At 35.5% G+C, this 26,094-nt stretch carries 12 protein-coding genes; all 12 read left to right on the top strand.

All coding sequences use genetic code 11. The annotated features are described in order from the left end of the window. The first annotated feature begins 18 nt into the window (after nucleotides 1–18). The 12 genes from AC4FQ3_RS15820 to AC4FQ3_RS15765 all read left to right on the top strand — a co-directional run bounded on the left by AC4FQ3_RS15820 (nucleotide 19) and on the right by AC4FQ3_RS15765 (nucleotide 26,088). The gene (locus tag AC4FQ3_RS15820) at nucleotides 19–2,205 is read left to right on the top strand and encodes an alpha-L-rhamnosidase-related protein (protein WP_491182469.1); all 2,187 of its coding nucleotides are present in this window, start codon (nucleotides 19–21) and stop codon (nucleotides 2,203–2,205) included. A gap of 266 nt (nucleotides 2,206–2,471) precedes the next feature. Then, nucleotides 2,472–4,151, top strand: coding sequence for a glycoside hydrolase family protein (locus tag AC4FQ3_RS15815; protein ID WP_491182468.1), 1,680 nt, complete (start codon nucleotides 2,472–2,474; stop codon nucleotides 4,149–4,151). A gap of 164 nt (nucleotides 4,152–4,315) precedes the next feature. Then, a complete protein-coding gene (locus AC4FQ3_RS15810) occupies nucleotides 4,316–5,443 on the top strand; it encodes a glycoside hydrolase family protein (RefSeq protein WP_491182467.1) in 1,128 nt (375 codons plus the stop codon). Further along, nucleotides 5,443–8,724 (top strand): glycoside hydrolase family 2 TIM barrel-domain containing protein, encoded by a 3,282-nt coding sequence (locus AC4FQ3_RS15805; protein WP_491182466.1) that lies wholly within the window; start codon nucleotides 5,443–5,445, stop codon nucleotides 8,722–8,724. Before AC4FQ3_RS15810 ends, AC4FQ3_RS15805 begins: the two co-directional genes overlap by 1 nt. 127 nt (nucleotides 8,725–8,851) lie before the next feature. Next, a complete protein-coding gene (locus AC4FQ3_RS15800) occupies nucleotides 8,852–9,082 on the top strand; it encodes a hypothetical protein (RefSeq protein ID WP_491182465.1) in 231 nt (76 codons plus the stop codon). A 203-nt stretch (nucleotides 9,083–9,285) separates the two neighbouring features. Further along, a complete protein-coding gene (locus AC4FQ3_RS15795; protein WP_491182464.1) occupies nucleotides 9,286–12,651 on the top strand; it encodes a glycosyl hydrolase in 3,366 nt (1,121 codons plus the stop codon). Between the two features lie 348 nt (nucleotides 12,652–12,999). Continuing rightward, on the top strand, nucleotides 13,000–14,433 hold the full coding sequence (locus AC4FQ3_RS15790) for a sialate O-acetylesterase (protein ID WP_491182463.1): 1,434 nt from the start codon (nucleotides 13,000–13,002) through the stop codon (nucleotides 14,431–14,433). Between the two features lie 59 nt (nucleotides 14,434–14,492). Then, nucleotides 14,493–15,026, top strand: coding sequence for a hypothetical protein (locus AC4FQ3_RS15785; RefSeq protein ID WP_491182462.1), 534 nt, complete (start codon nucleotides 14,493–14,495; stop codon nucleotides 15,024–15,026). 12 nt (nucleotides 15,027–15,038) lie between these two features. After that, nucleotides 15,039–17,444, top strand: coding sequence for a DUF5703 domain-containing protein (locus AC4FQ3_RS15780; RefSeq protein WP_491182461.1), 2,406 nt, complete (start codon nucleotides 15,039–15,041; stop codon nucleotides 17,442–17,444). Nucleotides 17,445–17,462: 18 nt separating this feature from the next. Further along, nucleotides 17,463–19,910 (top strand): pectate lyase family protein, encoded by a 2,448-nt coding sequence (locus AC4FQ3_RS15775; protein ID WP_491182460.1) that lies wholly within the window; start codon nucleotides 17,463–17,465, stop codon nucleotides 19,908–19,910. Between the two features lie 217 nt (nucleotides 19,911–20,127). Continuing rightward, complete coding sequence (locus AC4FQ3_RS15770; protein WP_491182459.1) at nucleotides 20,128–22,146, top strand: aceric acid hydrolase; 2,019 nt, start codon at nucleotides 20,128–20,130, stop codon at nucleotides 22,144–22,146. 573 nt (nucleotides 22,147–22,719) lie between these two features. Beyond that, entirely contained in the window at nucleotides 22,720–26,088 is a 3,369-nt protein-coding gene (locus tag AC4FQ3_RS15765) for a SusC/RagA family TonB-linked outer membrane protein (protein ID WP_491182458.1), read from the top strand. Nucleotides 26,089–26,094 lie beyond the last annotated feature (6 nt).

Genomic DNA, 26,094 nt, shown 5'->3' with positions numbered 1-26,094 from the left:
AGCTCCAAAAAAAGATAAATGCAAAGCCGATTTTCCATATTTAGATTTTTGTTTGTTTGTGTTATTTTATTTCCTGTGACTTTTTTGTTGGCTCAGGAAAAAACAAAAGAAGCGACATGGATCTGGTATCCAGGTGATTTTGAAGTTTTGTTAAGCAATAAAATGCAGGTAAGACGTACAGAACGCGAAGCAGTATTTCCACCGCTTTGGCAATATTACAGTCCTTATGCTCTGGTAACTTTTCAAACAGAAGTAGAGATTCCACAGCCAGACGAGGTAAAAATCTACACGGAAGGATCTTTTCAATTACTTTTAGATGGCGTTCAGGTTTACGGGCAGCCAAAATCATTAAAAATTCCTGCCGGGAAACACAAAATTTCATTTAAAGTTTATAATCAGGAAGTGCTGCCGGCTATTTATATTGATGGTAAATATGTTAAATCTGATGCATTCTGGAAAGTGACCAATGAAGATAAACTTTGGATTGATGAAACTGGAAAAGCACAACAATCTGGTACACCATGGATGCCTGTTGGTTCCTGGAATTTTAATTCACCAGAAAATAAACCTTCAGGATTTAAACTAACAACTAAACCTTTAATCGCAAAAAAAACAGAAAAAATTGGAGCTGGTGAGTTGATAGATTTTGGTAAAGAAACTTTTGGTTATATTAAAATTCACGGTTTAAAAGGAAAAGGTAAAGTAGCACTTTATTATGGTGAATCTCGTGAAGAAGCACTGGATTCTGCCAAATGTGAAACACTAGACCATTTATCTTTTGATGGAAATCACCCTGAAACCTACACACACGATGGCTCGAAAGCATTCCGTTATATTCAGGTACAAGCAGATGCAACGGTAAAATATGATTCTATTTCGATGCTTTATGAATATTTGCCATTAGACTATCGTGGCGCATTCAAATCTTCGGACCAAGAATTAAATAAAATTTGGGATGTGTCGGCTTACACGATGCATTTAACAACTCGAGAATTTTTTATAGACGGGATTAAACGCGACCGCTGGGTTTGGTCTGGCGACGCTTATCAAAGTTATTTAATGAATTATTATTTATTCTTTGATTCGGCTTCGGTAGAACGAACGCTATTGGCACTGCGTGGTAAAGAACCTGTGACGGCTCATATAAATATCATAATGGATTATTCACTGTATTGGTTTGTGGGTGTTTACGATTACTATTTACACACTGGCGATACTAAATTCATCAAGACTTTTTATCCACGAATGAAATCGCTTATGGAATTCTGCTTAAAAAGAAGAAACACAAACGGATTCCTGGAACCATTAGAAGGCGATTGGGTTTTTATTGATTGGGCAGACGGATTACCAAAAAAAGGAGAGGTTAGTTTTGAGCAAATGCTTTTAGCGAGAAGTTTAGAAGCCATGGTAGTCAGCGCTAAAATTGCAGGCGAAAATGAAGACCAAAAACAATATCAAAAATTAGCTGATGATTTAAAAACAAAATTATTTGATGTGTTTTGGGATAAGAAAGAAAACGTTATGAAGCATCAACGTATAGATGGTAAAATGCAAAATATTGTAACCAGATACGCTAATATGTTCGGTATATTTTTCAATTATTTTAATGAAGAACAAAAACAAAGCATAAAAAAGAAGGTGTTGCTCAATGATAATGTTCTTAAAATCACAACACCCTACATGCGTTTTTACGAGTTGGAAGCATTGTGTGCTATGGGCGAACAAAATTATGTTCTAAAAGAAATGAAAGACTATTGGGGCGGAATGTTAAAAGAAGGTGCAACTTCTTTCTGGGAAGAATACAATCCAAATAAAAAAGGAACAGATCATTTAGCGATGTACGGACGCCCTTACGGGAAAAGTCTTTGCCATGCTTGGGGTTCTAGTCCGATTTATCTACTAGGAAAATATTATTTAGGCGTAAAACCAACTGCTCCAGGTTATGCCGAATATGAAATCAAACCCAATTTAGGAGGTTTACAATGGATGGAAGGGAAAGTACCAACTCCAAACGGAGAAGTAGCATTATATTGCAGCACCAAAGAAATCAAAGTAAAAGCAGCGGAAGGCGAAGGAAAATTGATTTTTGAAAGTTCAGGCAAACCAAAGACAAATTCAGGAACGATTACAACATTGGCTAAAAATAAATATCAATTAATTGTTAAGCCGAATGTTGAGTATAAAGTGAGTTATAAGGCAATTTAAGTTCTTAGAAATTAGTGCCTAGTCCTTAGTGATTAGTTGTTAGTTCTTAGTTTGAAACGTCTAGTTTGTCATTTCGACTGAAAGGAGGAATCTCACTTGTAATCAAAAGGATTATAACGCTAGTTTTGTCATTTCGAGGAACGAGAAATCTCCACAAGTAGCTCCGCTAACAATTTTCAAGCTTTATGTAATTATTAGTGAGGTTGCTTCGTTCCTCGCAATGACAAGATTGTAGAAATTAAGTTGCCATTAAAAATAAAAAACCAATGTTTTCAAAAAATACAAAATATAATTTCACATTAAAGACAGTTTTTCTACTGATGTTTTCAGTATGTTTTCAATTTTCAGCTTTGGCACAAAATTCAGGCTGGACACCATCTTCTTATGAAATTGTAAAATCAAATTACAAAACATTCAAAACAACACAATACGCTCATGTTTTTTCAGGAAGCAAAAATAATATTGTTCGTTTAGCACCAGATTTACAGGGTTTACAAGGGATTCAACTTCCTTTAGAAAAATATAAAAGCGGTACAAATACTCCTTTGCAGTTAAGGTTTAAAGAACCGGTTAAGGTTATAGTTGGTATTTTTCAGGAAAATAATCCAGAATATCTTCAGTCAAATAAACTTGAAAATGCAAAATTGGTTTTAAAAAACGGATTAACCATTACAGGATTACCTTCGGTGAATGTATATGCGCTTTCATTCCCAAAAGGAAAACAAACAATAAACCCCGGAAATGGATTATTTGCAATATTAGGCGTTATAAAAGATACTCAAAAATTAAGCTTTAGAAATGCTGAACTTCCAGACGGAAAACTTTGGAATCCGACATTTATAGTTGAAGGATTTTCAGATGAAAAACCACTTTTTGAAATTATTGGTGGAGAAAATAAAGCCGTTGTAGACGAAGGAATGCCAGGAACTGAAGGAATTCAGGGAGGTTTTGAAGGCGGGCGTGTAGTAAAAGTTGGCGATACGTATCACATGTTTCCAACAGAAAGAGCCGGAGAAATAGGAGTAGATTATTATTACGATCGTGTAAAAACCCGAATTGGTCACTGGACAAGTAAAGACGCCATTCACTGGAAAAGAGAATCAACGATTTACCAGGCAAGCGGAACTTACGCCATAACCGAAGATGATAACCCAATGAATGATCGCCGTGCCGCAATTTGGTCGTATATGCCGGTTTTTAACGAAAAGACAAACAAATGGTACGGCTATTATTTAGCTTACACAGTTAGTAAAACTATAGAACCGAATCACTCTTTCGGAAGAATCTGGCGTTGTGAATCAACTATTGACGGAATTGACGGAATTGGCGGTCCGTACAAAGATATGGGAATCATCATGGAACCAGGTTTAGATTCTGAACCTTGGGAAGGACGTCAAGGCGTAGCTTCTTTTTTTCCATATAAAGTAGGAGACAAATATTTTGGATTTTATAGCGGAGCATACCCTTTTAATTCTTGGGCAGATTATCCGAAGAAAACCGGAAAAGGCTGGTTTGTAGCTTTGGCCGAATCAAAAAGTTTAGAAGGTCCGTGGTCAAGAATAAAAGATGGCAGCAATCCTATAAAATCGATGCATCCGTTTTTTGTAGAAAATCCAATTGTGAGTCAGTTACCAAACGGTTTGTACATCGCCGTTTTTGATGGAGGCCCGGACGGCTGGGGACATCATTTACCGAATATGATGGCGTATTCATTATCCAAAGATGGAAAAAACTGGTCAGAAGCAAGATATCTTCCCATAGAAACAAAAGTTGATAAATGGTGGGATATTATGAGAACACCGCTTTGTTTAATCCCCGAAGGAAATGACGTTTATACAATTGTTTACGCCGCGATAGATCTAAAAAAGAGATTTCACCCAATGGGAATGGTAAAAGTAAAACTAAACAAAGAAGTAATGGAATCTCGATTGAAAGAGTTGAAATAATAGCCCACAGATTGTACGGATTAAACGGATTTACGCAGATTATTTTATTTAAAAATATGTGTTAATCTGCCGAAATCATTTTAAATCTGCGTGAAACAAAAATAGAATCAGTGTAAATCTGTTTAATCCGCGTCATCCGCGTGCCATAAACACACATTAAGAAAATGAAAGTCAAATATCTAATCATCACCATTACAACACTTTTCATAACTAGTTGTGCAACGACAAAATACAAGAAAAGAGAAATCAACGAAACCGTAATGCAGGAGATTTACAACGAAATCAAAACGCCTTATAAATACGGTTTGGTAATGGTGCCAACAGACAACTCATATAAAATGGATTGCCCAAGTGTGTATAGAAAAGATGGTAAATGGTTCATGACGTATTTAATTTACGATGGAAGAGGTTACGAAACCTGGCTGGCAGAAAGTGATGATTTATTGCATTGGAAACATTTAGGAAAAGTAATGTCTTTCTCAGAAAACGAAAAACATTGGGATGTTAACCAAAAAGCAGGATATATTTCATTGCAAGATCCAACCTGGGGCGGAAGCTACGAATGGGAAAAATACGATGACAAATATTGGATGAGTTATTTTGGTGGAGACAGTAAAGGTTACGAAGCCGGAGTTTTGTCAATCGGAATGGCGTATACAAAAGAAGCACCTACAAAACCACATGAATTTCAAAGATTAGAAAATCCGGTTTTAACTCCAAAAGATAAAGACGCCAGATGGTGGGATAATAGTACGATGTATAAAAACAGTGTTATTCGCGATGAGGACAAAGTTACAGGACACAATTTTATCATGTATTACAATGCGCGAGGTGATAGTATAAATCCTGCTAAAGGTGCAGAGCGTATTGCTATGGCTGTGTCAAACGATATGAAAAATTGGGAACGTTATGGCGATAAACCTTTAATCAATCATCATAAAGGAATCTCAGGAGATGCCTATATTCAGCGCATTAATGATACTTGGGTAATGTTCTATTTTGGAGCTTTTTGGACGGGTTGGAATCAGGGTGCATTTAACCGTTTTGCCGTTTCGAATGATTTGATTCACTGGAACGACTGGAAAGGTGAGGATTTAATTAAATCGTCTGAAACTTATGACAATATGTTTGCGCACAAATCATTTGTAGTAAAATATAATGGAGTAGTTTATCACTTTTATTGCGCGGTAAATAAAGCAGAGCAAAGAGGAATTGCCATTGCAATGTCTAAAGATTTAGGAAAAAGTGAAATGAATTTTGTGGCACCGCCAGAGAAAAAAGAGAAGAAATAATGAATAATTTTAAAGTACTATTTTTTATCCTGTTTGGAATAATTGCCCAAGCACAATCCGTAACCGGCGAACCTGCGGGAATTCCTGAAGCCCCAAAAAAATACGAATTTGCTCCTTGGGAAGATCCAACAATAACGAGTATCAACAGACAACCGTCAAGAGCAACCGCGTATTCGTATGCAAATGTTGAAGATGCCCTAAAAGGAGACCGAACAAAAAGCCGACTAAAAATGCTTACCGGTGATTGGGATTTTAAATATGCATCGAATCTAAAAGAAGCTTCAAAAAATTTTTATAAAGGAAAAGTTGCTGGTTGGGATAAAATCGAAGTACCATCCAACTGGGAATTAAAAGGTTACGATATTCCGATTTATAAAAGCGCCGTTTATCCTTTTAGGCCCATAAATCCACCTTTTATTCCTAAAGATTATAATGGTGTTGGTTCATACCAACGCACTTTTACCGTTCCCGAAAATTGGAAAGACATGACGGTGACTTTGCATTTTGGTGGCGTAAGTTCAGGTTTTCAGGTTTGGTTGAACGGAGAGTTTCTGGGTTATGGAGAAGACAGTTTTCTTCCGTCAGAATTTGATATTACACCTTATTTAAAAGAAGGAGAAAATGTAGTTTCAGTACAGGTAATTCGTTGGACAGACGGTTCATATCTTGAAGATCAGGATCACTGGCGAGTAAGCGGAATCCAGCGTGAAGTTTTTATTATGGCCGAGCCAAAACTGCGTATTCAGGATTTCTTTTATCAAACCAAATTAGACAAAGAATACAAAGACGCTTCTTTTCAATTAAGACCAAAAGTTGAAAATTTAACAGGCGAAAAAATCAAAGATTATACTTTTCAGGTACAATTATACGATGCTAATAATGTGGCATTATTTAAAGAACCGCTTCAAAAACCCGTTATCGATATGATCAACGAAAGTTATCCCCGTCTGGATAATGTACGTTTTGGAATGTTCAAGGAAAACATCGCTAATCCAAAAAAATGGAGTTCAGAAGAGCCAAACTTGTACACTTTGGTAATGTCTATAAAAGACGCCAACGGAAATATTACAGAAGCAAAAAGCTGTAAAGTTGGTTTCCGATCCATCGAATTCTCCAAGGAAAATGGAAAAATGCTCATCAATGGAAAAGAAACTTATGTATACGGCGTAAACCGTCACGATCAGCATCCAACAAAAGGGAAAGCCGTAAACCGAGACGATATCAAACAAGATATTACGACGATTAAAAAATTCAATTTCAATTTTATCAGAACCAGCCATTATCCAAATGATCCTTATTTTTATGAATTATGCGATCAATACGGAATAATGGTTATGGATGAAGCCAATCAGGAAACACACGGAATTGGCGGAAAATTAAGCAACGATCCAAAATGGACAAATGCTTATTTAGAGCGCATGACCCGAATGGTCGAAAGAGATAAAAATCACCCATCAGTGGTTTTCTGGAGTTTAGGGAACGAAGGTGGAAAAGGACCAAATCACGCAGCAATGTCGGGTTGGGTTCATGATTTTGATATCACGCGTCCGGTGCATTACGAACCAGCGCAGGGAAATCCGAGATTAGAAGGGTATATCGATCCGCTTGATCCGAGATATCCAAAAACAATCGATCACGCGTATCGATTTGAAAATCCGCAAGACGAACCGTATGTTGATATGGTAAGTCGTTTTTATCCGGGCGTTTTCACACCTAAATTTTTGGTAGATCAAAAGAAAGATACAAGACCAATTATTTTTGTAGAATATTCTCATGCTATGGGAAATTCAGTTGGAAATCTTAAAGAATTGTGGGATGAATTCCGTTCGCTTCCAAGAGTTATTGGAGGTTGTATTTGGGAATTTAAAGATCAGGGATTGGTGAAAAAAGATCCTGCAACTGGTCAGGAATTTTTTGCTCACGGCGGAGATTTTGGTGAAAAATACCATGATGGAAATTTCAATACAAAAGGAATTGTCGATTCTAACGGAAAACCAAAAGGATCGATTTATGAAAATAAATGGATTTATCAGCCAGCGACAACTACCTTAAAAGACAATTTTCAATTAGAAATAAAAAATCGTCAGGCGTTAAAATCTTTAGCGGACTATGTTCCGGTTTTACAAATTCTGGAAAACGGGAATGTTATCAAAACTCAAATATTAAAACCTTTCAATTTAGAAGCTGGACAATCTACAGTTTTAGATGTAAAACAATATTTACCAAAATTGAAAAAGGATGCTGAATATTTTCTGAATATCGAATTTCAACTTTCAAAAGATGAACTTTGGGCTTCTAAAGGTTACGCTGTAGCGGAAGATCAGTTTCTGTTGAAAAAATCAGAAGCAGTTTTAGATTTTACGAAAGATATTGTTGAGGTAAAAACTTCTGAAACTGATTCAGATTTTAAAATCAAAGGAAAAACATTTGACATTAATATAAGCAAAGCAAACGGTGCATTGAATTCTTATGTCTTTAATGGTGAAGAACAGGTTTTTGCACCGTTACTTCCTAATTTTGTGAGACCACTTACGGATAACGACAAAAGAGGATGGAAATCGCATAAGGTTTTGAAACCGTGGTACCAGGCAAAACCAAAATTGGTAAAAACCAAAATGGAAACAACAATTGCCGGAACCATAATTACAAGTGATTATGAAGTGATAAAAGACAGTGCGCAAGTGCAGGTAATTTATAACATCAACAAAAATGGAATTATAAAAGTAGACTATAGTTTAAAAGCCACAAACAAATTACCAAACATTCCAAAAATCGGAATGCAAATGGGCGTTCAAAGAAAGTTTGATCAAATTTCGTGGTATGGAAAAGGAGAATTAGAAAATTATATCGACAGAAGTTTTGGTTCGTTCGTAGGGAAATATTCATTACCAATTAATGATTTTCTGGAGCATTATGTAAAACCTCAGGAAAACGCCAACAGAACCGAAGTAAGATGGATGGCTTTTACAACACCACAAAAAAATAAAGGTTTATTGGTTGTGGATGATCAAAAAGTTTTAAGCATGAGCGCGTGGCCTTATACACAGGAAAATTTAAGCGCCGCCAAACATACTTTCGACTTAAAAGATCCCGGATTTTTAACCGTAAACATCGACTTGATTCAGATGGGAGTGGGAGGAAATGATAGCTGGACATCAGTAGCTCAGCCTTTAGAAAAATATCAAATTAAATCTGGAGATTATCAATATAGTTTTTATTTGGTTCCGTTTTCAGCAACAAAAAATGGATTGGAAGAAAGCTTGAAAAAGTTTAAATATTAGTTCGCAACGTTAGACCTGACAGGTTTTTAAAACCTGTCAGGTCTTCGTAGATAAATAAAATTAAAGGTTGACATCTCGACGAAGGAGAGATCACATCCCGAGACTTCGGGAAAGAAATCACACTCACATGTCGGCAAAGATTAGAGATTTAATATCAAATATAGCCCGAGGTTTCAACCTCGGGAAACGTATTGTGAAATCACGTTACGTCCCAATGGTTGAAACCATTGGCTATGTTTGTAATGACAAATTAAACCCGACAGGTTTTAAATTAGAGATTAAAGATAATGTTTGTCATTTCGATCCCGAGGCTTCGAGAGAAATCAAACTCGCATGTCAGCAACGATTAGAAATTTAATATCAAACATAGCCCGAGGTTTCAACCTCGGGAAACGTATTGTGAAATCACGTTACGTCTCAATGGTTGAAACCATTGGCTATGTTTTTGTAATGAAAAATTTAAACCCGACAGGTTTTTAAAACCTGTCGGGTTTAAACATAACGAATAGAAAAAGCAATAAAATGTTTCAAAAAAAACACCTCTTTTTAATGTTACTTTTTGTGGGATTCGTTTCCGCACAGGAAATCCATAAAAAAGAAAACGTATCATTTCAACCCACAATCGAATCCTCAAAACCTTGGGTGTACTGGTATTGGATGAAATCGGCATATTCTAAAGTGGGAATTACAGCCGATTTAGAAGCTATGAAACAGGCTGGAATTGCAGGTGCTTATTTAATGACGATTAAAGGTCCGGCAAACCCACCATTAATCGATCCGCCGGTTTTACAATTGAGTCCGGAATTTTGGGATATGATTCATTGGGCTTTTAAAGAAGCTGACCGATTAGGATTAAAAATCGCCTTTCACGGAGCCGATGGTTTTGCCGTTGCAGGCGGTCCGTGGATTACTTCCGAAATGTCGATGCAAAAAGTGGTTTGGTCAACGACAGAAATCGAAGGCGGAAAATCGGTTAATACAAAATTGCCAGTTCCGCAACATTACAAAGATTTTTATAATGATATTGTGACTTTTGCAATTCCGATAAAAGAATTCCAAACCAATTCGCAAATTCAATTACCAAAAGTTACGACTTCAAATAATACGGATGCCTCATTTTTGGCAGATCCTAAAAAAGACGAGAATTTTAAATTTGCCGAAAAAGGTTGGATTCAATATGAATTTGAAAAACCATTTACCTGCAAATCAATCGTAATTGAAACAAAAGGAAGAGATTTTCAGGCACAGCGCTTAATTGTTGAAGTAAGTGATGACGGAGTACATTTTAAATTCCACGAAAGAATGTTTGCCCCGCGACACGGTTGGCAGGACATGGATTTTTCGCATACACATACAATTACGCCCGTTACAGCCAAATATTTCAGATTTGTTTATGATCCTGTGGGAACAGAACCCGGTGCCGAAGATTTAGATTTTGCAAAATGGAAACAGAATTTAAAAGTGAGTAAAATTACACTTTCGAATCAGGCGTTAATTGATAATTTCGAAGGAAAATCAGGAGCGGTTTGGCGTTTAAGTCCGGAAACTTCTGCAAAGCAAATTCCGAATACAGAATCTTTCAAAAAATCTGAAATCATTAATATTTCAAATTTAGTTGATGCTAACGGAAATTTAAACTGGAATGCACCAAAAGGAAAATGGAAAATTATCCGAATGGGACATACTTCGACCGGACATGAAAATGCAACGGGCGGAGCCGGAAAAGGTTTGGAAGTCGATAAATTTAATCCAGAATTAATTCGTTTTCAACTCGATCATTGGTTTGGCGAAATGGTTCGTACTATCGGACCTGATTTGGCTGCAAAAACTTTAGAAATTTTACATTTTGATAGTTGGGAATGTGGAAGCCAAAACTGGTCTTCGGTTTTTCGAGACGAATTTCGAAAAAGACGCGGTTATAATTTGGTTGATTATCTACCTGTTATGGCCGGAATTCCAATTGAAAGTGCTGATGTTTCAGAGAAAGTTTTATATGATGTCCGCAAAACAATTGCCGAATTAGTTGCCGATAATTTCTACGGAACTGTAGCTCAAATTGCCAAAGAAAACAACGTAAAATTAAGTTCAGAAAACGTGGCGCCAACAATGATGAGTGATGCATTGTTGCATTATAAATATGTTGATTATCCAGGTGGTGAATTTTGGCTAAAAAGCCCGACACACGATAAACCTTTTGATATGATTGACGCCATTTCTGGCGGACATATTTATGGAAAAGATATTATTCAGGCAGAATCTTTTACTGCTTTGAGAATGGATTGGGACGAACATCCCGGAAATTTAAAAACACTTGCCGATAGAAATTACGCTTTGGGAATTAACCGATTATTTTACCACGTTTTTGTTCATAATCCGTGGACAGATCGAAAACCCGGAATGACTTTAGATGATATCGGAACTTTTTTTCAACGAGATCAAACGTGGTGGAAACCAGGAAAAGCGTGGTTTGAGTATTGTCAAAGAGTACAATTTCAATTACAAAAAGGAAAACCGGTGATTGATTTAGCAGTTTTTATTGGAGAAGATTTTCCATCACGCTCTTTTGTGCCGGATCGTTTAGTGCCTTTTATTCCGAATGTTTTCGGAAAAGAAAGACTCGAAAGCGAAAAAATACGCTTAGAAAATGAAGGTCAGCCAACAGCAAAAATGCCGAAAGAAGTTACGTATTCTAAAAATATTACGGATTTATCACAATGGGTAAATCCGTTAAACGGGTATCAATACGATTCTTTTAATGCTGATGTCTTAGTCAACAATGCCAAAGTTGTAAACGGAAAAATCTCTTTTGGCGGCGGAATCGAATACGGTGCTTTATTGTTTCCGGGAAGTCACAAAATGGCGCCAAATAAAATGATTTCTTTGGCTGCAGCCGAAAAAATACTACAATTGGTAAAAGAAGGAGCAATTATTTTTGTGGATGAAAAACCAGATTTACAACCTGGAATGCAATCTGATGAAGATCATAAAAAATGGCAGAATATAATTGATGAAATCTGGACAAACATCTCGAATTCATCTTCATGGAAAATCGGAAAAGGAACCATTATTAAACTGCCTTATTTAGGAAATGATTTTGCTTCAATAGGAATTGAACAAGATGTTTATTTTCCGAAATTGAACAGAGCGGATTCGGAAACAATTGCGTGGACACACAGAAAATCTAATGAAGAAGAAATCTATTTTCTTTCGAATCAAAAAGAACAAAAAAGAAGTTTAGAGGTTTCCTTTCGCGTAAGCGGAAAAATACCGGAATTGTATAATCCTGTAACGGACAAAACAACAATTTTATCTGATTGGAAAAACGAAAACGGAAGAATTATAATTCCAATTGTATTAGACGCAAACGAATCTTGTTTTATCATTTTTAAAGAAAACACAAAAGAAATACTTTCGAATAAAAAGCAAAATTATGCCGATTTAGAAACGGTGCAAACTTTAGATGAAAATTGGGAATTACAATTTGATCCTGAATTTCACGGACCAAAAGAAATTGTAAAAACGAACAAACTTTTTGATTGGAGTACTTCAACAAATGATCAAATTAAATATTATTCTGGAACATCTGTTTATAAAAAAGAGTTCATCTGGAAAGGGAAAACCAGCGAGAAATTCTGGCTTGATTTAGGAACAATTGCCAATATTGCTGAGATAACCATAAACGGAAAAGACTGCGGAACAATCTGGACGTTTCCATATAAAACAGATATTTCTGAAGCTTTAAAAAAAGGAAAAAATACGATAGAAATTAAAATTACTAATACTTGGGCAAACCGATTAATTGGTGATGAAAAATTACCAAAAGAGGAACGATTAACGTGGACAACAGCGCCTTTTAGATTACAAGAAGGAATATTGTTGAAAGCCGGATTGTTGGGGCCGGTTATGATTGAGAAAGAAAAAAAATAAAAATAGCCACAGATTAAAGGATTTTCACAGATTAAAATTATTTTAAATCATTTAATCTATGGCAAAGAAAAATGAAATACTAAGAAGGAATATATCGCTCCTACGGAGCTATTTTTCGGGGTGTTAATTCTTTCTATAAACATATCGTCCCGATGGGACTAAAAGCTCCGTAAGAGCGAAATGTTTGTAGATAAAGATTATTGAAATTGGTACCTATTTAATAAATATACCGCCCCGATGGGATTAAAAAGCTCCGTAGGAGCGAAATATTTATAGAAAGAAAGAATGTTGAGATTAGTTTAGCTCCAGAGGAGCGACACATCTAGATAATTTAAAGAATAAAATAAAATGAAAGATTTTAAACACATTTTTATTGCGTTAATTGCGCTTTTAGCAAGCTTCCAAATCAATGCAAAAATCAAATTGCCGGCATTATTTACCGATAATATGATATTGCAGCAAAAATCGAATACACCAATGTGGGGCTGGGCAGAAAAAAATGGGAATCTAACCATAAAAACGTCATGGAATTCTAAAATCTATAAAGCAAAAGTTGATAATTCAGGAAAATGGAAAGTGGAATTACAAACGCCAATTGCAGGTGGACCATTTACAATTGAAGTTACAGAAGGAACGGAAAAAGTTATTGTAAAAAACGTTTTGATAGGCGAAGTTTGGTTGTGTTCAGGGCAATCGAACATGGAAATGCCTTTGAAAGGTTTTCAGGGTCAGCCCGTAAAAAATGGAAACGAAATCATTGTAAGATCAACCAATAAAAATATCCGATTAATTACGATTCCGCGTGCGACAGTTTTAGAACCTTTGCAAGATTTTGAAGGAAAATGGGAAGTGGCTTCTCCAAAATCAACTTCAAATTTTAGCGCGACGGCCTGGTATTTTGGTTCGCTTTTACAGGAAGTTTTAGATGTTCCGGTGGGATTAATTCATGTTTCGTACGGAGGTTCAAGTATGGAAGCGTGGATGAATCAGGAAATGCTGAAAGATTTTGCAAGCGCTAAAATTCCAACCACAAAAGAAGAATTGGCAAAAGATCCAAATCGTGTTCCGACGACTTTATTTAACGGAATGCTTTCGCCTGTAATTGGTTACGGAATCAAAGGCTGTATTTGGTATCAGGGCGAATCAAATTACGAACGAGCTTCTGAATACAAAGAGCTGATGAAAAAAATGGTAAGCAGTTGGAGAGCGTTATGGAAACAAGGTGATTTTCCGTTTTATTACGCTCAGATTGCGCCGTTTAATTATACGCAATTTCATCCAAAAGATTATTTAGAAAAATACAATTCGGCTTATTTGAGAGAAGCACAATTGAAAGCTTCAAAAGAAATTCCGAATTCGGGAATGGCTGTTTTGATGGATGTTGGCGAAGAAAATAACATTCACCCGATGGATAAAGAAAAAGGCGGAAACCGATTGGCTTTTCATGCTTTGGCAAAAACATACGGTATTGAAGGTTTCGAATTTGAGAGTCCGAAATATAAATCTATGGAAATAAAAGACGGTTCAGTAACAGTTTCTTTTGATGATGTTGCAAACGGAATTACTTCTTATGACAAAGAAGTTACGGGTTTTGAATTGGCGGGAGAAGATAAAGTTTTTTATCCTGCTAAAGCGGTTGTACGAAGAAAATCGGTGGTTTTGACTTCGGATAAAGTAAAGAAACCAGTTGCTATTCGCTATTTATGGAAAGATTTTGTAAAAGCAGAATTGTTTAGTGGCGGAGGTTTGCCTGTTTCGTCTTTTAGAACAGATGAATGGTAAACCATTTGGTGAAAAAATAAATTTTTAACAAGCAATTTTGCTTCCTATCTAAAAACTAAATGGAATTACTTATTTTATTATTTATCGTTGTCATTTTTTTAATTGGAATACCAATTGGACTTTCTTATTTGATTTATCGATGGATTAAGAAAAGGGAATCTAATAAATGGTACAGGTTGTTGTCTTTGATTCCATTAATTATTGTTGGATATTTTATTTACGATGCTATTTATCCAAATGAAGATTTTTATAAAACCGACTTTAAAGAAGTTACAGAAATGGAATTTCCTGAAAATGGTAAAATAATATATAAGGATACTTCATTTCCAGATCAATTTGGAGATTACAGTTCATCATTTCTAGTTGAGTTTGACAAAGATTATATTGATAAACTTGAGATGAATTTAAAAAGTAATGGATTTACTAAAAAAGAAAACAGAATGAGTACAGCTGTGCTTGATCATATAGAAAACAAAAAGGGGGGCAAGAAATACTCGTTCGAATATAATAAAGATATTAAGAGAGGCAAATATTATTCAGTTGGCTTTTTGAATGATAATAAATCTGTAATAATTACCAGAATAAGTTGGTGATTTTAAATATTTATGAAAATTAATTTCGAAAACAAGAATAAGTGGTTATCCTATTTTGAAGAAAGTTTAGTCCAAACAATAGGTGTGAAAAATACTGCGGTTTTATTTTTTATTTTTACAACGCTTTGCCTCAAAGCACAAATTCCTGTGCTCGAAAATTACAATCAAATTTGGAACACGCAGAGCAATAATGCATCAGAATCGATGCCTTTGGGCGGCGGCGATATTGGTTTGAATGTTTGGGTAGAAAAAGGAGATTTGTATTTTTATTTTTCCCGAAGCGGAACTTTTGATGAACATAACACCTTATTGAAATTAGGTCGGGTAAAAGTGAGTTTAACGCCAAATCCGTTTAAGGATAATGAAGGTTTTCGTCAGGAATTAGTTTTGAAAGATGGCTATGTTTTAGTTTCTCAAAATAATACTAAAATCAAACTTTGGGTTGATGTTTTTAAACCCGTGATTCATCTGGATTTAGAAAGTAAAACGCCGCTGAAAATGACGGCTTCTTATGAAAGCTGGCGTCATTTCAATCGTCCTTCAAAAGGAAAAGCAAATAACGCTAATTCATATAAATGGGCACCGCAGGGCGAAATTTTCACATTTAAAGATTCCGTTTCTTTTGAAAATAATGGTGTCAAATTTTATCACAGAAATAGGGAACAAACCGTTTTTGATGTTGCTGTAAAACAACAAAAAATGGAATCGGTAAAAGAGCAAATGATGAATCCTTTGACAAATTTAACTTTTGGCGGATTCATGACGGGAACTAATTTGAAGTCTGACGGAACTTATTCGGGAAAATATCAGGATACCGATTTTAAAGGATATACACTTTCGAGTGTAAAACCTTCGAAGAAACAAGGGCTTGAAATTCATTTGTTTACAAATCAATGTTCGGAACAATCTTCTTGGGAAAACGGTTTGAAAAATCAAATTTCGGAATATAAAATCAATTCCAAAAAAGCAGCAAAAAACACCATCAATTGGTGGAATAATTTTTGGAACCGCAGTTTTATTTATACACAAAAGAACAATTCTTCTCAACAAGATTCAGTTTATCAAATCGGAAAAAATTATCAATTGTTTCGATACATGTTGGGTTGCAACGCTTATGGAAAATATCCAACAAAATTCAACGGCGGATTATTTACCGTTGATCCGGTTTTTACGAATCGGGATTTAAATTTCACACCCGATTTCAGAAATTGGGGCGGAGGAACGATGACAGCTCAAAATCAAAGACTGGTTTATTTTCCGATGGTAAAAAGTGGTGATTTTGATATGATGAAATCGCAATTGGATTATTATTTAAGTCTCCAAAAAAATGCCGAATTGCGTTCTCAGGTTTATTGGAAACACGGCGGAGCAGCTTTTACAGAACAGTTGGAAAATTTCGGTTTACCAAATCCTGCCGAATACGAATGGAAACGTCCCTCAGATTACGACCCTGGAATGGAATATAATGCATGGCTGGAATATGAATGGGATACGGTTTTTGAATTCTGCCAAATGATGTTACAGCAAAAAGAATATGCTGGAGAAGATATTCAAAAATACAATTCGTTTATCATAAGTTGCCTTCGTTTTTTTGATGAACATTATCAATATCTCGCCAAACAAAGAGGTAGAAAAGCATTGGACGGAAATGGAAAACTGATTTTATTTCCCGGTTCTGGTGCCGAAACATATAAAATGGCAAATAATGCTAATAGTACAATTTCGGCTTTACAGGTAATTACAGATAATCTTTTAAGTCTTTCTTCCGAACAATTATCAGTCGAAGATGCAGCATATTTAATTGATTTTCCGACAAGAATTCCGCCTTTAAACTTTGGTCAAATCGACAATCATAAAGTATTGGTTCCTGCAAAATCTTGGGAAAGAGTCAATAATTCTGAAGTGCCGCAATTGTATCCGGTTTATCCGTGGGGAATTTACGGCATTGGAAAACCAGATTTAGAAACCGCTTTGAATACCTGGAAATATGATACCGATGCAATAAAATTCAGAAGTCATATTGGATGGAAACAAGATAATGTTTTTGCTGCAAGATTAGGTTTAACCGAAGAAGCTTCAAAATACAATCTCTTAAAAATGAGTGATTCGGGGCGACGATTTCCGGCTTTTTGGGGTCCGGGTTTTGACTGGGTTCCGGATCATAATTGGGGAGGCGCAGGAATGATTGGCATGCAGGAAATGCTTTTGCAGGAAGCGAATGGAAAAATTTATCTTTTTCCGGCATGGCCCAAAAACTGGAATGTTCATTTTAAATTACATGCAACTCGAAATACAATTATTGAAGTTGAACTTCAAAACGGAAATACAAAAATTATAAATATAAATCCGAAAGAAAGAGAAAAAGATATTATAAATCTCTTAGGGATTTCGATAGAAGAAAAGCAAAAATTAAACTAACTAGTAGCACCAACCACAATGATCAAAAAAATAATAAGCGCCACAGTTTTGTGCCTGCTTTTTGCCACAAATGCACAAGCGCAATCCTCTGAAAAACAAATTGTAAAAGTCGATTTTGATTTTTCGGGAAGAAGAGTTGAAGAAGTAGGCGATCCGAATTACAGTTCATGGCCCATAACAGAACAAACCGAAGCGGAGAAATCTTTTAATAATGTAACATTCAAATTAAAAGGAAATTTTTCGTCGAAATGGTTCAAAGTTGGAATGAGTGCACCATTTTACAGTAGGTTAACAAGCGACGGTTTGGTTACGGATAAAAGTCTGGAACTTACAATCGGCGGATTAAAAACCGGACAACATTCGCTACTGACTTTTCATAATACTTTCGACAAAATCGAAGGAAAAACATTTGCTCCGATAAAAATTTATGTAGACAATAAATTGGTGGAAACTATAATTCCGACTAACAGAGAAACTTCGACTATTAATTCTGCTACGGCCTACATTGAATTTAAGGCTCAGGCAGGAAAAAATGTGGTGATTCGTTTTGAATTAGATTCGAAAGCACCTGATTTAATTCAGCAAATGGTCATCAACGGATTTGAAATTGATACACCAAATCTTAAAAAACAAGCACATACGCCAAAACCCGAAAACCGAGACGAACACGTTGTTTTAGGCGATAAATTTTTATTGAGTTGGAAAGCTTCAGGAGATGCTGTTTTACATCATTTATTTTTCGGAACAGATCAAAAAGCAGTTACAAATGCAACTGAAAAATCACCGGAATTTAAAGGAAAACAAACCGATACCAAATTTGCAGTTTCAGATTTATACAGCATGACAACCTATTACTGGCGCGTTGATGAAGTTGATGCAAAAGGAAATGCAACTTTGGGAACCGTTTGGTCTTTCAAGCCTGCACAATTGGCTTTTCCGGGTGCAGAAGGTTACGGTCGTTTTGCTGTTGGAGGAAGAGGCGGAAGAGTTGTTGAGGTTACCAACTTAAATGACAACGGTCCTGGAAGTTTCCGTGCCGCGGTAAATGAAGGAACTGGTCCCAAAACAATTGTTTTTAATGTTTCTGGAAATATAAAATTAGAAGATCGTTTGGTTGTCAATAATCCGTACATCACAATTGCAGGACAAACGGCGCCGGGTGAAGGAATTACAATTAGCAAAGCTCCAGTTGGTTTAACAGGTAATGATGGAATTATTCGATTTTTGAAAGTGAGAATTGGAAGCGGAAAAACCTACGACGGAATGGGACTTACGGGAGCAAATCACAGTATTATAGATCACTGTTCTATCAGCTGGACCATCGACGAATCGTTCAGTTCGCGTAGTGCGCACAATATTACTTTACAGCGAACCTTAATTTCTGAAGCATTGAATGTTGCGGGACATGACAAATATGAAGTGGGAAAAATGCACGGTTTTGCAGCAACGATTGGCGGTGATATTGGTAGTTTTCACCACAATTTACTGGCTCATAATTACGGAAGAAACTGGAGTATTGGCGGCGGTTTAAACGGAGACGGATATTATACAGGAAGACTGGATATTAGAAATAATGTGGTTTACAACTGGGGACAAAGAACGACTGACGGAGGCGCCAACGAAGTAAATTTTGTAAATAATTATTACAAACCAGGCGCTTCAACTAAATATTTCTTTGCTTTAAATGCACAACATGAAGGTGTTGGAAAAGGAATGCAGCGTTATTATTTTGATGGAAATATTATGCAGGGTCATTTTGATGAAAAAAATCAGGAAAAAGGCAGAACATCTACTATTTCGCATAATGAAATTGTAAAATATGAAACGTTTGTTGATAAGCCGTTTTTCGAATCTTATGTAAAAACAGAAACTGCAAAAGGCGCTTACAAAAATGTCCTTTCGGATGTTGGAGCGAGTGAACCGTTTTTTGATAAACACGATAATAGAATTATTGAGGAAACTTTAAAAGGAACTTTTACTTATAAAGGAAGCAAAAGCGGTTTGGGCGGAATGATTGATTCTGAAAAAGATTTAGGGGATTTGGGAGAATATGCAAGTGAAAAGCGTCCAGAAAATTGGGATACAGATCATGATGGATTGCCAAATTGGTGGGAAATGGCAAAAGGTTTAAACGAAAATTCTAAAGCAGACGATTTTACAGATACAAATCTGGATGCGGATAAAGATGGTTTTACACAACTTGACGAATATTTAGACTGGATGGCGCAACCACATTTCTTTATTAATTCTGGAGAAAAGGCAGCACTTTCTGCGGCTGATTATTTTAGAGGATATGAGAACAAACCGGTTTATACTTTCTCTGATCTTAAAAATGGAAAAGTAGTTTTAAAAGGAAAAGACATTCAGTTTACGGCAATAGAAAAAGGATTTGCATCTGTTGTAATTACCGTTAAAGATGCTGACGGAGATTCTATGAGCCGTACTATAAATTTCTTTGTAAAATAAAAAATGGCACGCGGATGACACGGATTAAACGGATTGCCGCGGATTTTTTTAATTAATTCAAATGAAAAATTTGCTTAAATCTTTTTAAATCTGCGTGAAAAATAGTAGCACGCAGATTTAGCAGATCAAGCAGATCAAAAAATCCGCGATAATCCGCGTTTTGCTTTAGCAATCCGCGTCATCCGTGTTCAAATTGTCACAATACAAAATCATCAAAATGAAAAAGAATATCATCATATCAACGTTTTTAATTTCAACTTCATTCTTTGCTCAGAATAAAGGTTTGGTTGCCAATTCAAACAGCCCGTATTCTAAATTGCAAAGTGTGAGTTTAGAAGATGTAAAATGGACAGACGGTTTTTGGAAAGAACAATTTGATGTTGAAACCAAAAACACATTGCCTTATATGTGGGATTTGTATCATAACGATTCGATTTCACACGCTTATAAAAATTTTGAAATTGCAGCCGGAGAAAGTAAAGGAACTTTTAAAGGGCCTTCTTTTCATGACGGTGATTTCTATAAAATTTTTGAAGGCATGGCGGCAACTTATGCGGTAACCAAAGACAAAAAATTAGATGCAGAAATGGATAAAGCGATTGCGCTTTTCGCGAAAGTGCAGCGCAAAGACGGTTACATTCATACTCCGGTTTTAATCGATGAGCGTTGGGGAACTTTAGGTCCGGAAGAAGTAAAAAAGCAATTGGGTTTTGAGAAATACAATATGGGGCATTTAATGACGGCAGCTTGTATTCATTATCGCGCGACCGGAAAAACTAACTTTTTGGATATTGCAAAAGGTGTGGCGGATTATCTGTATGATTTCTACAAAAAAGCATCTCCTGAATTGGCTCGAAATGCCATTTGTCCATCGCATTATATGGGAATTGTCGAAATGTATCGTACAACCAAAAATCCCAAATATCTCGAATTGGCCAATAATCTAATTGATATTCGCGGAACCACAAATGACGGAACCGATGATAATCAGGACAGGATTCCGTTTAGACAGCAAACCACCGCAATGGGGCACGCCGTTAGGGCAAATTATCTTTATGCCGGCGTTGCAGATTTGTATGCAGAAACCGGAGAAAAGAAATTACTAGACAATCTGGAATCTATTTGGGATGATGTAACTTATAGAAAAATGTACATTACCGGAGCTTGCGGAGCTTTGTATGATGGTGTTTCTCCAGACGGAACATCTTACAACCCAACAGATGTGCAGAAAATTCATCAGGCTTACGGCAGACCTTTTCAGTTGCCAAATGCTACGGCTCACACAGAAACCTGCGCCAATATTGGGAATGTTTTGTGGAATTGGAGAATGCTTCAAATTACGGGCGATGCCAAATATGCAGATATTGTAGAGTTGGCACTTTATAATAGTGTTTTATCAGGAATGAGTTTAGAAGGAACAAAATTTTGCTATAATAATCCACTGAATGTTTCTAAAGATTTGCCTTTTAAACAAAGATGGAGCAAAGAGCGTGAAGGGTATATTGCGCTTTCTAATTGTTGCGCGCCAAACGTGACCAGAACTATTGCTGAGGTTAGTAATTATGCTTATAGTTTTTCAAAAGAAGGATTGTATGTGAATTTATACGGAAGCAATTCTTTAAAAACAACTTTACCAAACGGCGAGAAAATAGAAATAGAACAGCAAACGAATTATCCGTGGGATGGAAAAATTACTTTGAAAATTGTAAAAGCACCAAATTCAGCATATGATTTTTTATTGAGAATTCCGGGTTGGAGTCAAAATGCCGAAATTTCAATAAATAATAAAAAAAATAATACTGCGGTTGTTTCGGGAACTTATTCTAAAATAAATCAGAAATGGAAAAAAGGAGATATTATCGAATTGAATATTCCAATGCCAGTTGAATTAATGCAGGCAAATCCGTTGGTGGAAGAAATAAAAAATCAAATTGCCGTAAAAAGAGGCCCTATTGTTTATTGTTTAGAGTCAAATCAGCTTCCTGAAAATACGAGCATTAATGAGGTTGTTTTAAATGCTAATTCTCAATTTACAACAAGTTTTATAGAATTAAACAATAGAAAACTGCTAACTATAAACGCAACTTCATTTACAGATCAGAACTCAGATTGGAATAAAAAGCTTTATCAGCCATTATCTGCGAAAAAAACTAAAGAATATAACTTAAAATTGATTCCATATTTTGCGTGGGGAAATGACGGGAAAAGTGAAATGACGGTTTGGCTGCCATATTAAAAGTTTATATTAAACGATTACAAAATGCTATTAATAAGAATTTACGTTTAAAAGTTAAAAAAGCTTGATAAACTTCAATAAAAATTAACATTTAGTGTTATACTAGCGGTTTTTTAATTTCTGTAGGTTTTTTATTCAGATTTGTATTGTTTATTTTAATTCTTTCTTATAAAAATATTAAATGTAACGCACTTAAAGTCAGCGACAGATGAACTGATTTTTAATGAATAAATAGCTTACAATTAATTTTGCTGATTATTTTTCGGTTTTCTACTTAAAAAAGGTTTGGATATTCAATAATGTTCAAACCTTTTTCTTGTTTTTTTCCTTACGTACATTTTTTCTTTCTTTTTTTTATTAATATTGTTTTTTTAGATAGTTTTTTTTCAGATAATACTATTGAAACAGGATAGCACAGGACACTTGTAATACGCAATCGTTATATTTTTGGATCACAAATAAATAAATGTATTTTTAACATTTAACCTTTTAATGTTAAAACAATCAAAATACAATATTTCTTTTATTTGAAAAACTGACTAAACTAATAACCTAACCAAAACAAAAACATTTATGAAACAAGCACTTTTAAAGAGATGTAGTTTTCTTTTGTTTGCACTAATGAGCATAGTGAGTTATGCTCAAACTTCAAACACTGTAACCGTAACAGGAACAGTTACTGATAATGTATCAGGATTGCTTCCAGGGGTCAACGTAACAGAGAAATCTACAAAGAATTCGGTTACGACTGATTTTAATGGTTCATATTCAATTAAAGTTAAGCCAAATGCAACTTTAGTTTTTTCTTTCATCGGAATGAGAAAACAAGAAATAGCCATTACAGGTCGTACAATAGTAAATGCTAAACTAGCAGAAGATTCTAATGAGTTACAAAACATTGTAGTTGTAGGTTACGGAACTCAGAAAAAAGAGAAACTTACCGGAGCTATCGCTACTATAAATGCTTCGGATATTCAGGAGCTTCCGGTTTCAAATTTATCTGACGCATTAAGAGGCTTGGTTCCGGGTATGAATGTTATCGATGGAGGAGGACGTCCTGGTGATTCAGGTTCATTGGAGATTCGTCAAACGTATGGTTTTTCTAAAGATGGTAGCTCAAAAACACCATTAATTGTAATTGACGATATGATTCAGATCGATCCAACTACTGGTAGGCCTTCTATGGAAGCGTTTAACAGATTAGATCCTTCTGAGATAGAAAGTATGACAGTGTTAAAAGACGCATCTGCGGCAATTTATGGTTCTCGTGCATCTCAAGGAGCAATTGTAGTAAAAACTAAAAGAGGAAAAAGCGGTGTGCCTTCATTTAATTATTTTAGCCAGTTTGCTGTAAACGATGCTGTTAGTCATAGTAAAACAATGAGCGCGTATGATTACGGTGTTTTTTCCAATAGATTTTTTACAGGAGGAAATAATATAGGTACAAATGGATCATATCTTTTTAATCCAACAGAATTAGAAGAAATGAAAGGTTTGAATTATGACTGGTTAAAAGAAGCCTGGAAACCGGCAATTCAGCAAAAACATACCTTAAATGTAACAGGTGGTACAGAAAAAGCAACCTATTTTGCAGGAATCAATTACTTTACACAAGGACCAAACTTAGGAAAGCAAGATTATAATAAATGGAATTTCCGCACCGGAATGACAGCAAAAATTACAAGTTCTTTAGATTTTTCGGCAGCTGTTTCAGGAAACTCAGGAGATATAGAAAAATCATTTACTAAGGCTTCGTCAGGTATTAATGATAGTAGTTATGCTTCTGCATCAGGTGGAGAACAGGCTGATTACGGATTTTTGCTTCACATGCCAAAATACATTCCATGGGAAACGATTGTTAATGACAAACCATATTATATGTCGCCGTTTCCTCGTACCACTGGTACTTTAGGTAATGCAAATGCAAACAATACGATTGCAGGATATAATTATTTTGCCACATTAAACAATGGTTCTAAACAAATTTCAAGTGACTTTTCTTATAATGTAAATATGTCACTTAACTGGAAAGTTCCTTTTATTAAAGGATTATCCCTTAAAGGAACTTATTCCAGAACTCAAACTTCAGAAAGTACAGAACAAGTAGCATTACCGTATGATTTGGCAAGAATAATGGGTTACGAAAAATTAGATAATCACTTAGCAAGTGCAGCGTTACCAACAACTACAAATGATGGCGTTCATAATTATTACTCAATTGAAACCAATACACGTAGTGCCAGAGTTTATTATGATAGTTTTGATTCAAAATCGGTACAAGCCAACTTCTTTATGGATTATAACAGAACATTTGACAATCATGAAATTGGCGCAATGTTCTCTGTAGAACGTTCAGAAACAGAGTTTAACAGTACACGTTTGGCATTTGAAAATACAGGTAAAGATTATGCAGGCTCTTACCAGACTGCAGGGACTTTAACTACAAATTCAACAGCATTAAAAGGAGAGCAGGGAACATTATCTTATTTAGGACGTGTTAATTACAGTTATAAATCACGATATATGCTTCAGTTCCTTTTTAGAAGTGATGCATCTACAAAGTTTGCTCCTGAAAACTATTGGGGATTCTTCCCTTCCCTTCAGGCAGGATGGATTGTTTCAAAAGAAAACTGGTTTACTGATAATGTATCCTGGATCGATTTTCTTAAAGTACGTTACTCTATTGGTAAAACAGGAAATGATAATATTGGTCCATGGAGATGGATGAAATTGTATGATGTAAATGCAGACAAAGGTTTTCAGTTTGGATCAAACGGAGGATTGTTTGGCGGTTCTGTGACTCCTAGAGTAGAACCAAACAGAAATGTAGGATGGGATACAACGATAAAAAATAACTTAGGTCTTGATGTAAGTTTATTAAAAAACAGATTGTCTTTAACAGCTGATTTTTACTATGATAAATCTAAGGATATGTTAACTACGATGGCTGGCGTAGTAGGCGTGCCAATTTCTGTAGGTGGAGGATATGCTGAAGAAAATTACGCAGCAATTGATTCATGGGGAGCAGAATTTAGCTTAGGCTGGAAGGATAAAATCAACCAAAACTTCACTTATAATGTTGGAGTGAACTTTGGATATTCTGATAATGAAGTTAAGAAATTCCCTGAGCCACCTTTAATGCATCCATCAAATAATCTGGTACAAGCAGGACAGTCTACATTTTTTCCACAATGGGGTTTCAAAACATGGAAAGGAACTTCAACAGGAGATGGTATCTTACGTACAGATCAAGATGTTGCCAATTATTGGTCTTATTTAACAGAACGTGCAACTGCTGCAGGTGGTGCACCAAATTATATGGGAATCTCTTCTGTATCAAATATGAGACGAGGAATGTTGGCTTATGAAGATGCCGGAGGACAATTCAATGATAAAGACGGTACTCAGGCTGGACCAAACGGACAAATTCAAAAAAATGAGGATTATGTGAAATTGGTTAATAGTAACAGAACTTACGGATTTACTACAAATTTAGGAGGAAGATATAAATCATTTTTCTTCAAAACACAAATTGGAACATCTTGGGGCGGTTACCGTGCAATAGATGTTGTAAAACAAGGAACAGGTTCTACACACAATATGTGGGCAAGAGAAACTTTCTGGAACGACATGTATGCTGATGATAACCTGGATGGTAAATATCCTAATTTAGCTAATCAGGAATATATAGCAGTACCATCTGATTTCTGGCAATTAGATACTTTCCGTTGTACAGTGAGAAATTTAACTTTAGGATTTGATATGCCAAAAGATCTTTTGGATAAAATTAAAATTGCAAAATGGTCAGTTGGGGTAACCGGTAATAACCTTTGGGATTTATACAATCCTTATCCGGATCACTACCGCAATATGTACGATAGCTCTTCTGAGAATTATCCAACGCTTAGAACATGGGCGGTTACTTTAAACATTACATTCTAATTTAAT

The organism is Flavobacterium sp. AK-345 (assembly GCF_058310175.1).
Note: the sequence above shows the minus strand (reverse complement) of the source record. Positions and strands in the feature narration are given on the sequence as shown.

What these genes read in the sequence shown, in the direction of transcription:
- AC4FQ3_RS15790 (WP_491182463.1), top strand. Translation starts at nt 13,000, where the DNA reads ATGAAAGATTTTAAACACATTTTTATTGCGTTAATTGCGCTTTTAGCA.
- AC4FQ3_RS15785 (WP_491182462.1), top strand. Translation starts at nt 14,493, where the DNA reads ATGGAATTACTTATTTTATTATTTATCGTTGTCATTTTTTTAATTGGA.
- AC4FQ3_RS15820 (WP_491182469.1), top strand. Translation starts at nt 19, where the DNA reads ATGCAAAGCCGATTTTCCATATTTAGATTTTTGTTTGTTTGTGTTATT.
- AC4FQ3_RS15810 (WP_491182467.1), top strand. Translation starts at nt 4,316, where the DNA reads ATGAAAGTCAAATATCTAATCATCACCATTACAACACTTTTCATAACT.
- AC4FQ3_RS15780 (WP_491182461.1), top strand. Translation starts at nt 15,039, where the DNA reads ATGAAAATTAATTTCGAAAACAAGAATAAGTGGTTATCCTATTTTGAA.
- AC4FQ3_RS15770 (WP_491182459.1), top strand. Translation starts at nt 20,128, where the DNA reads ATGAAAAAGAATATCATCATATCAACGTTTTTAATTTCAACTTCATTC.
- AC4FQ3_RS15765 (WP_491182458.1), top strand. Translation starts at nt 22,720, where the DNA reads ATGAAACAAGCACTTTTAAAGAGATGTAGTTTTCTTTTGTTTGCACTA.
- AC4FQ3_RS15800 (WP_491182465.1), top strand. Translation starts at nt 8,852, where the DNA reads ATGTCGGCAAAGATTAGAGATTTAATATCAAATATAGCCCGAGGTTTC.
- AC4FQ3_RS15805 (WP_491182466.1), top strand. Translation starts at nt 5,443, where the DNA reads ATGAATAATTTTAAAGTACTATTTTTTATCCTGTTTGGAATAATTGCC.
- AC4FQ3_RS15815 (WP_491182468.1), top strand. Translation starts at nt 2,472, where the DNA reads ATGTTTTCAAAAAATACAAAATATAATTTCACATTAAAGACAGTTTTT.
- AC4FQ3_RS15775 (WP_491182460.1), top strand. Translation starts at nt 17,463, where the DNA reads ATGATCAAAAAAATAATAAGCGCCACAGTTTTGTGCCTGCTTTTTGCC.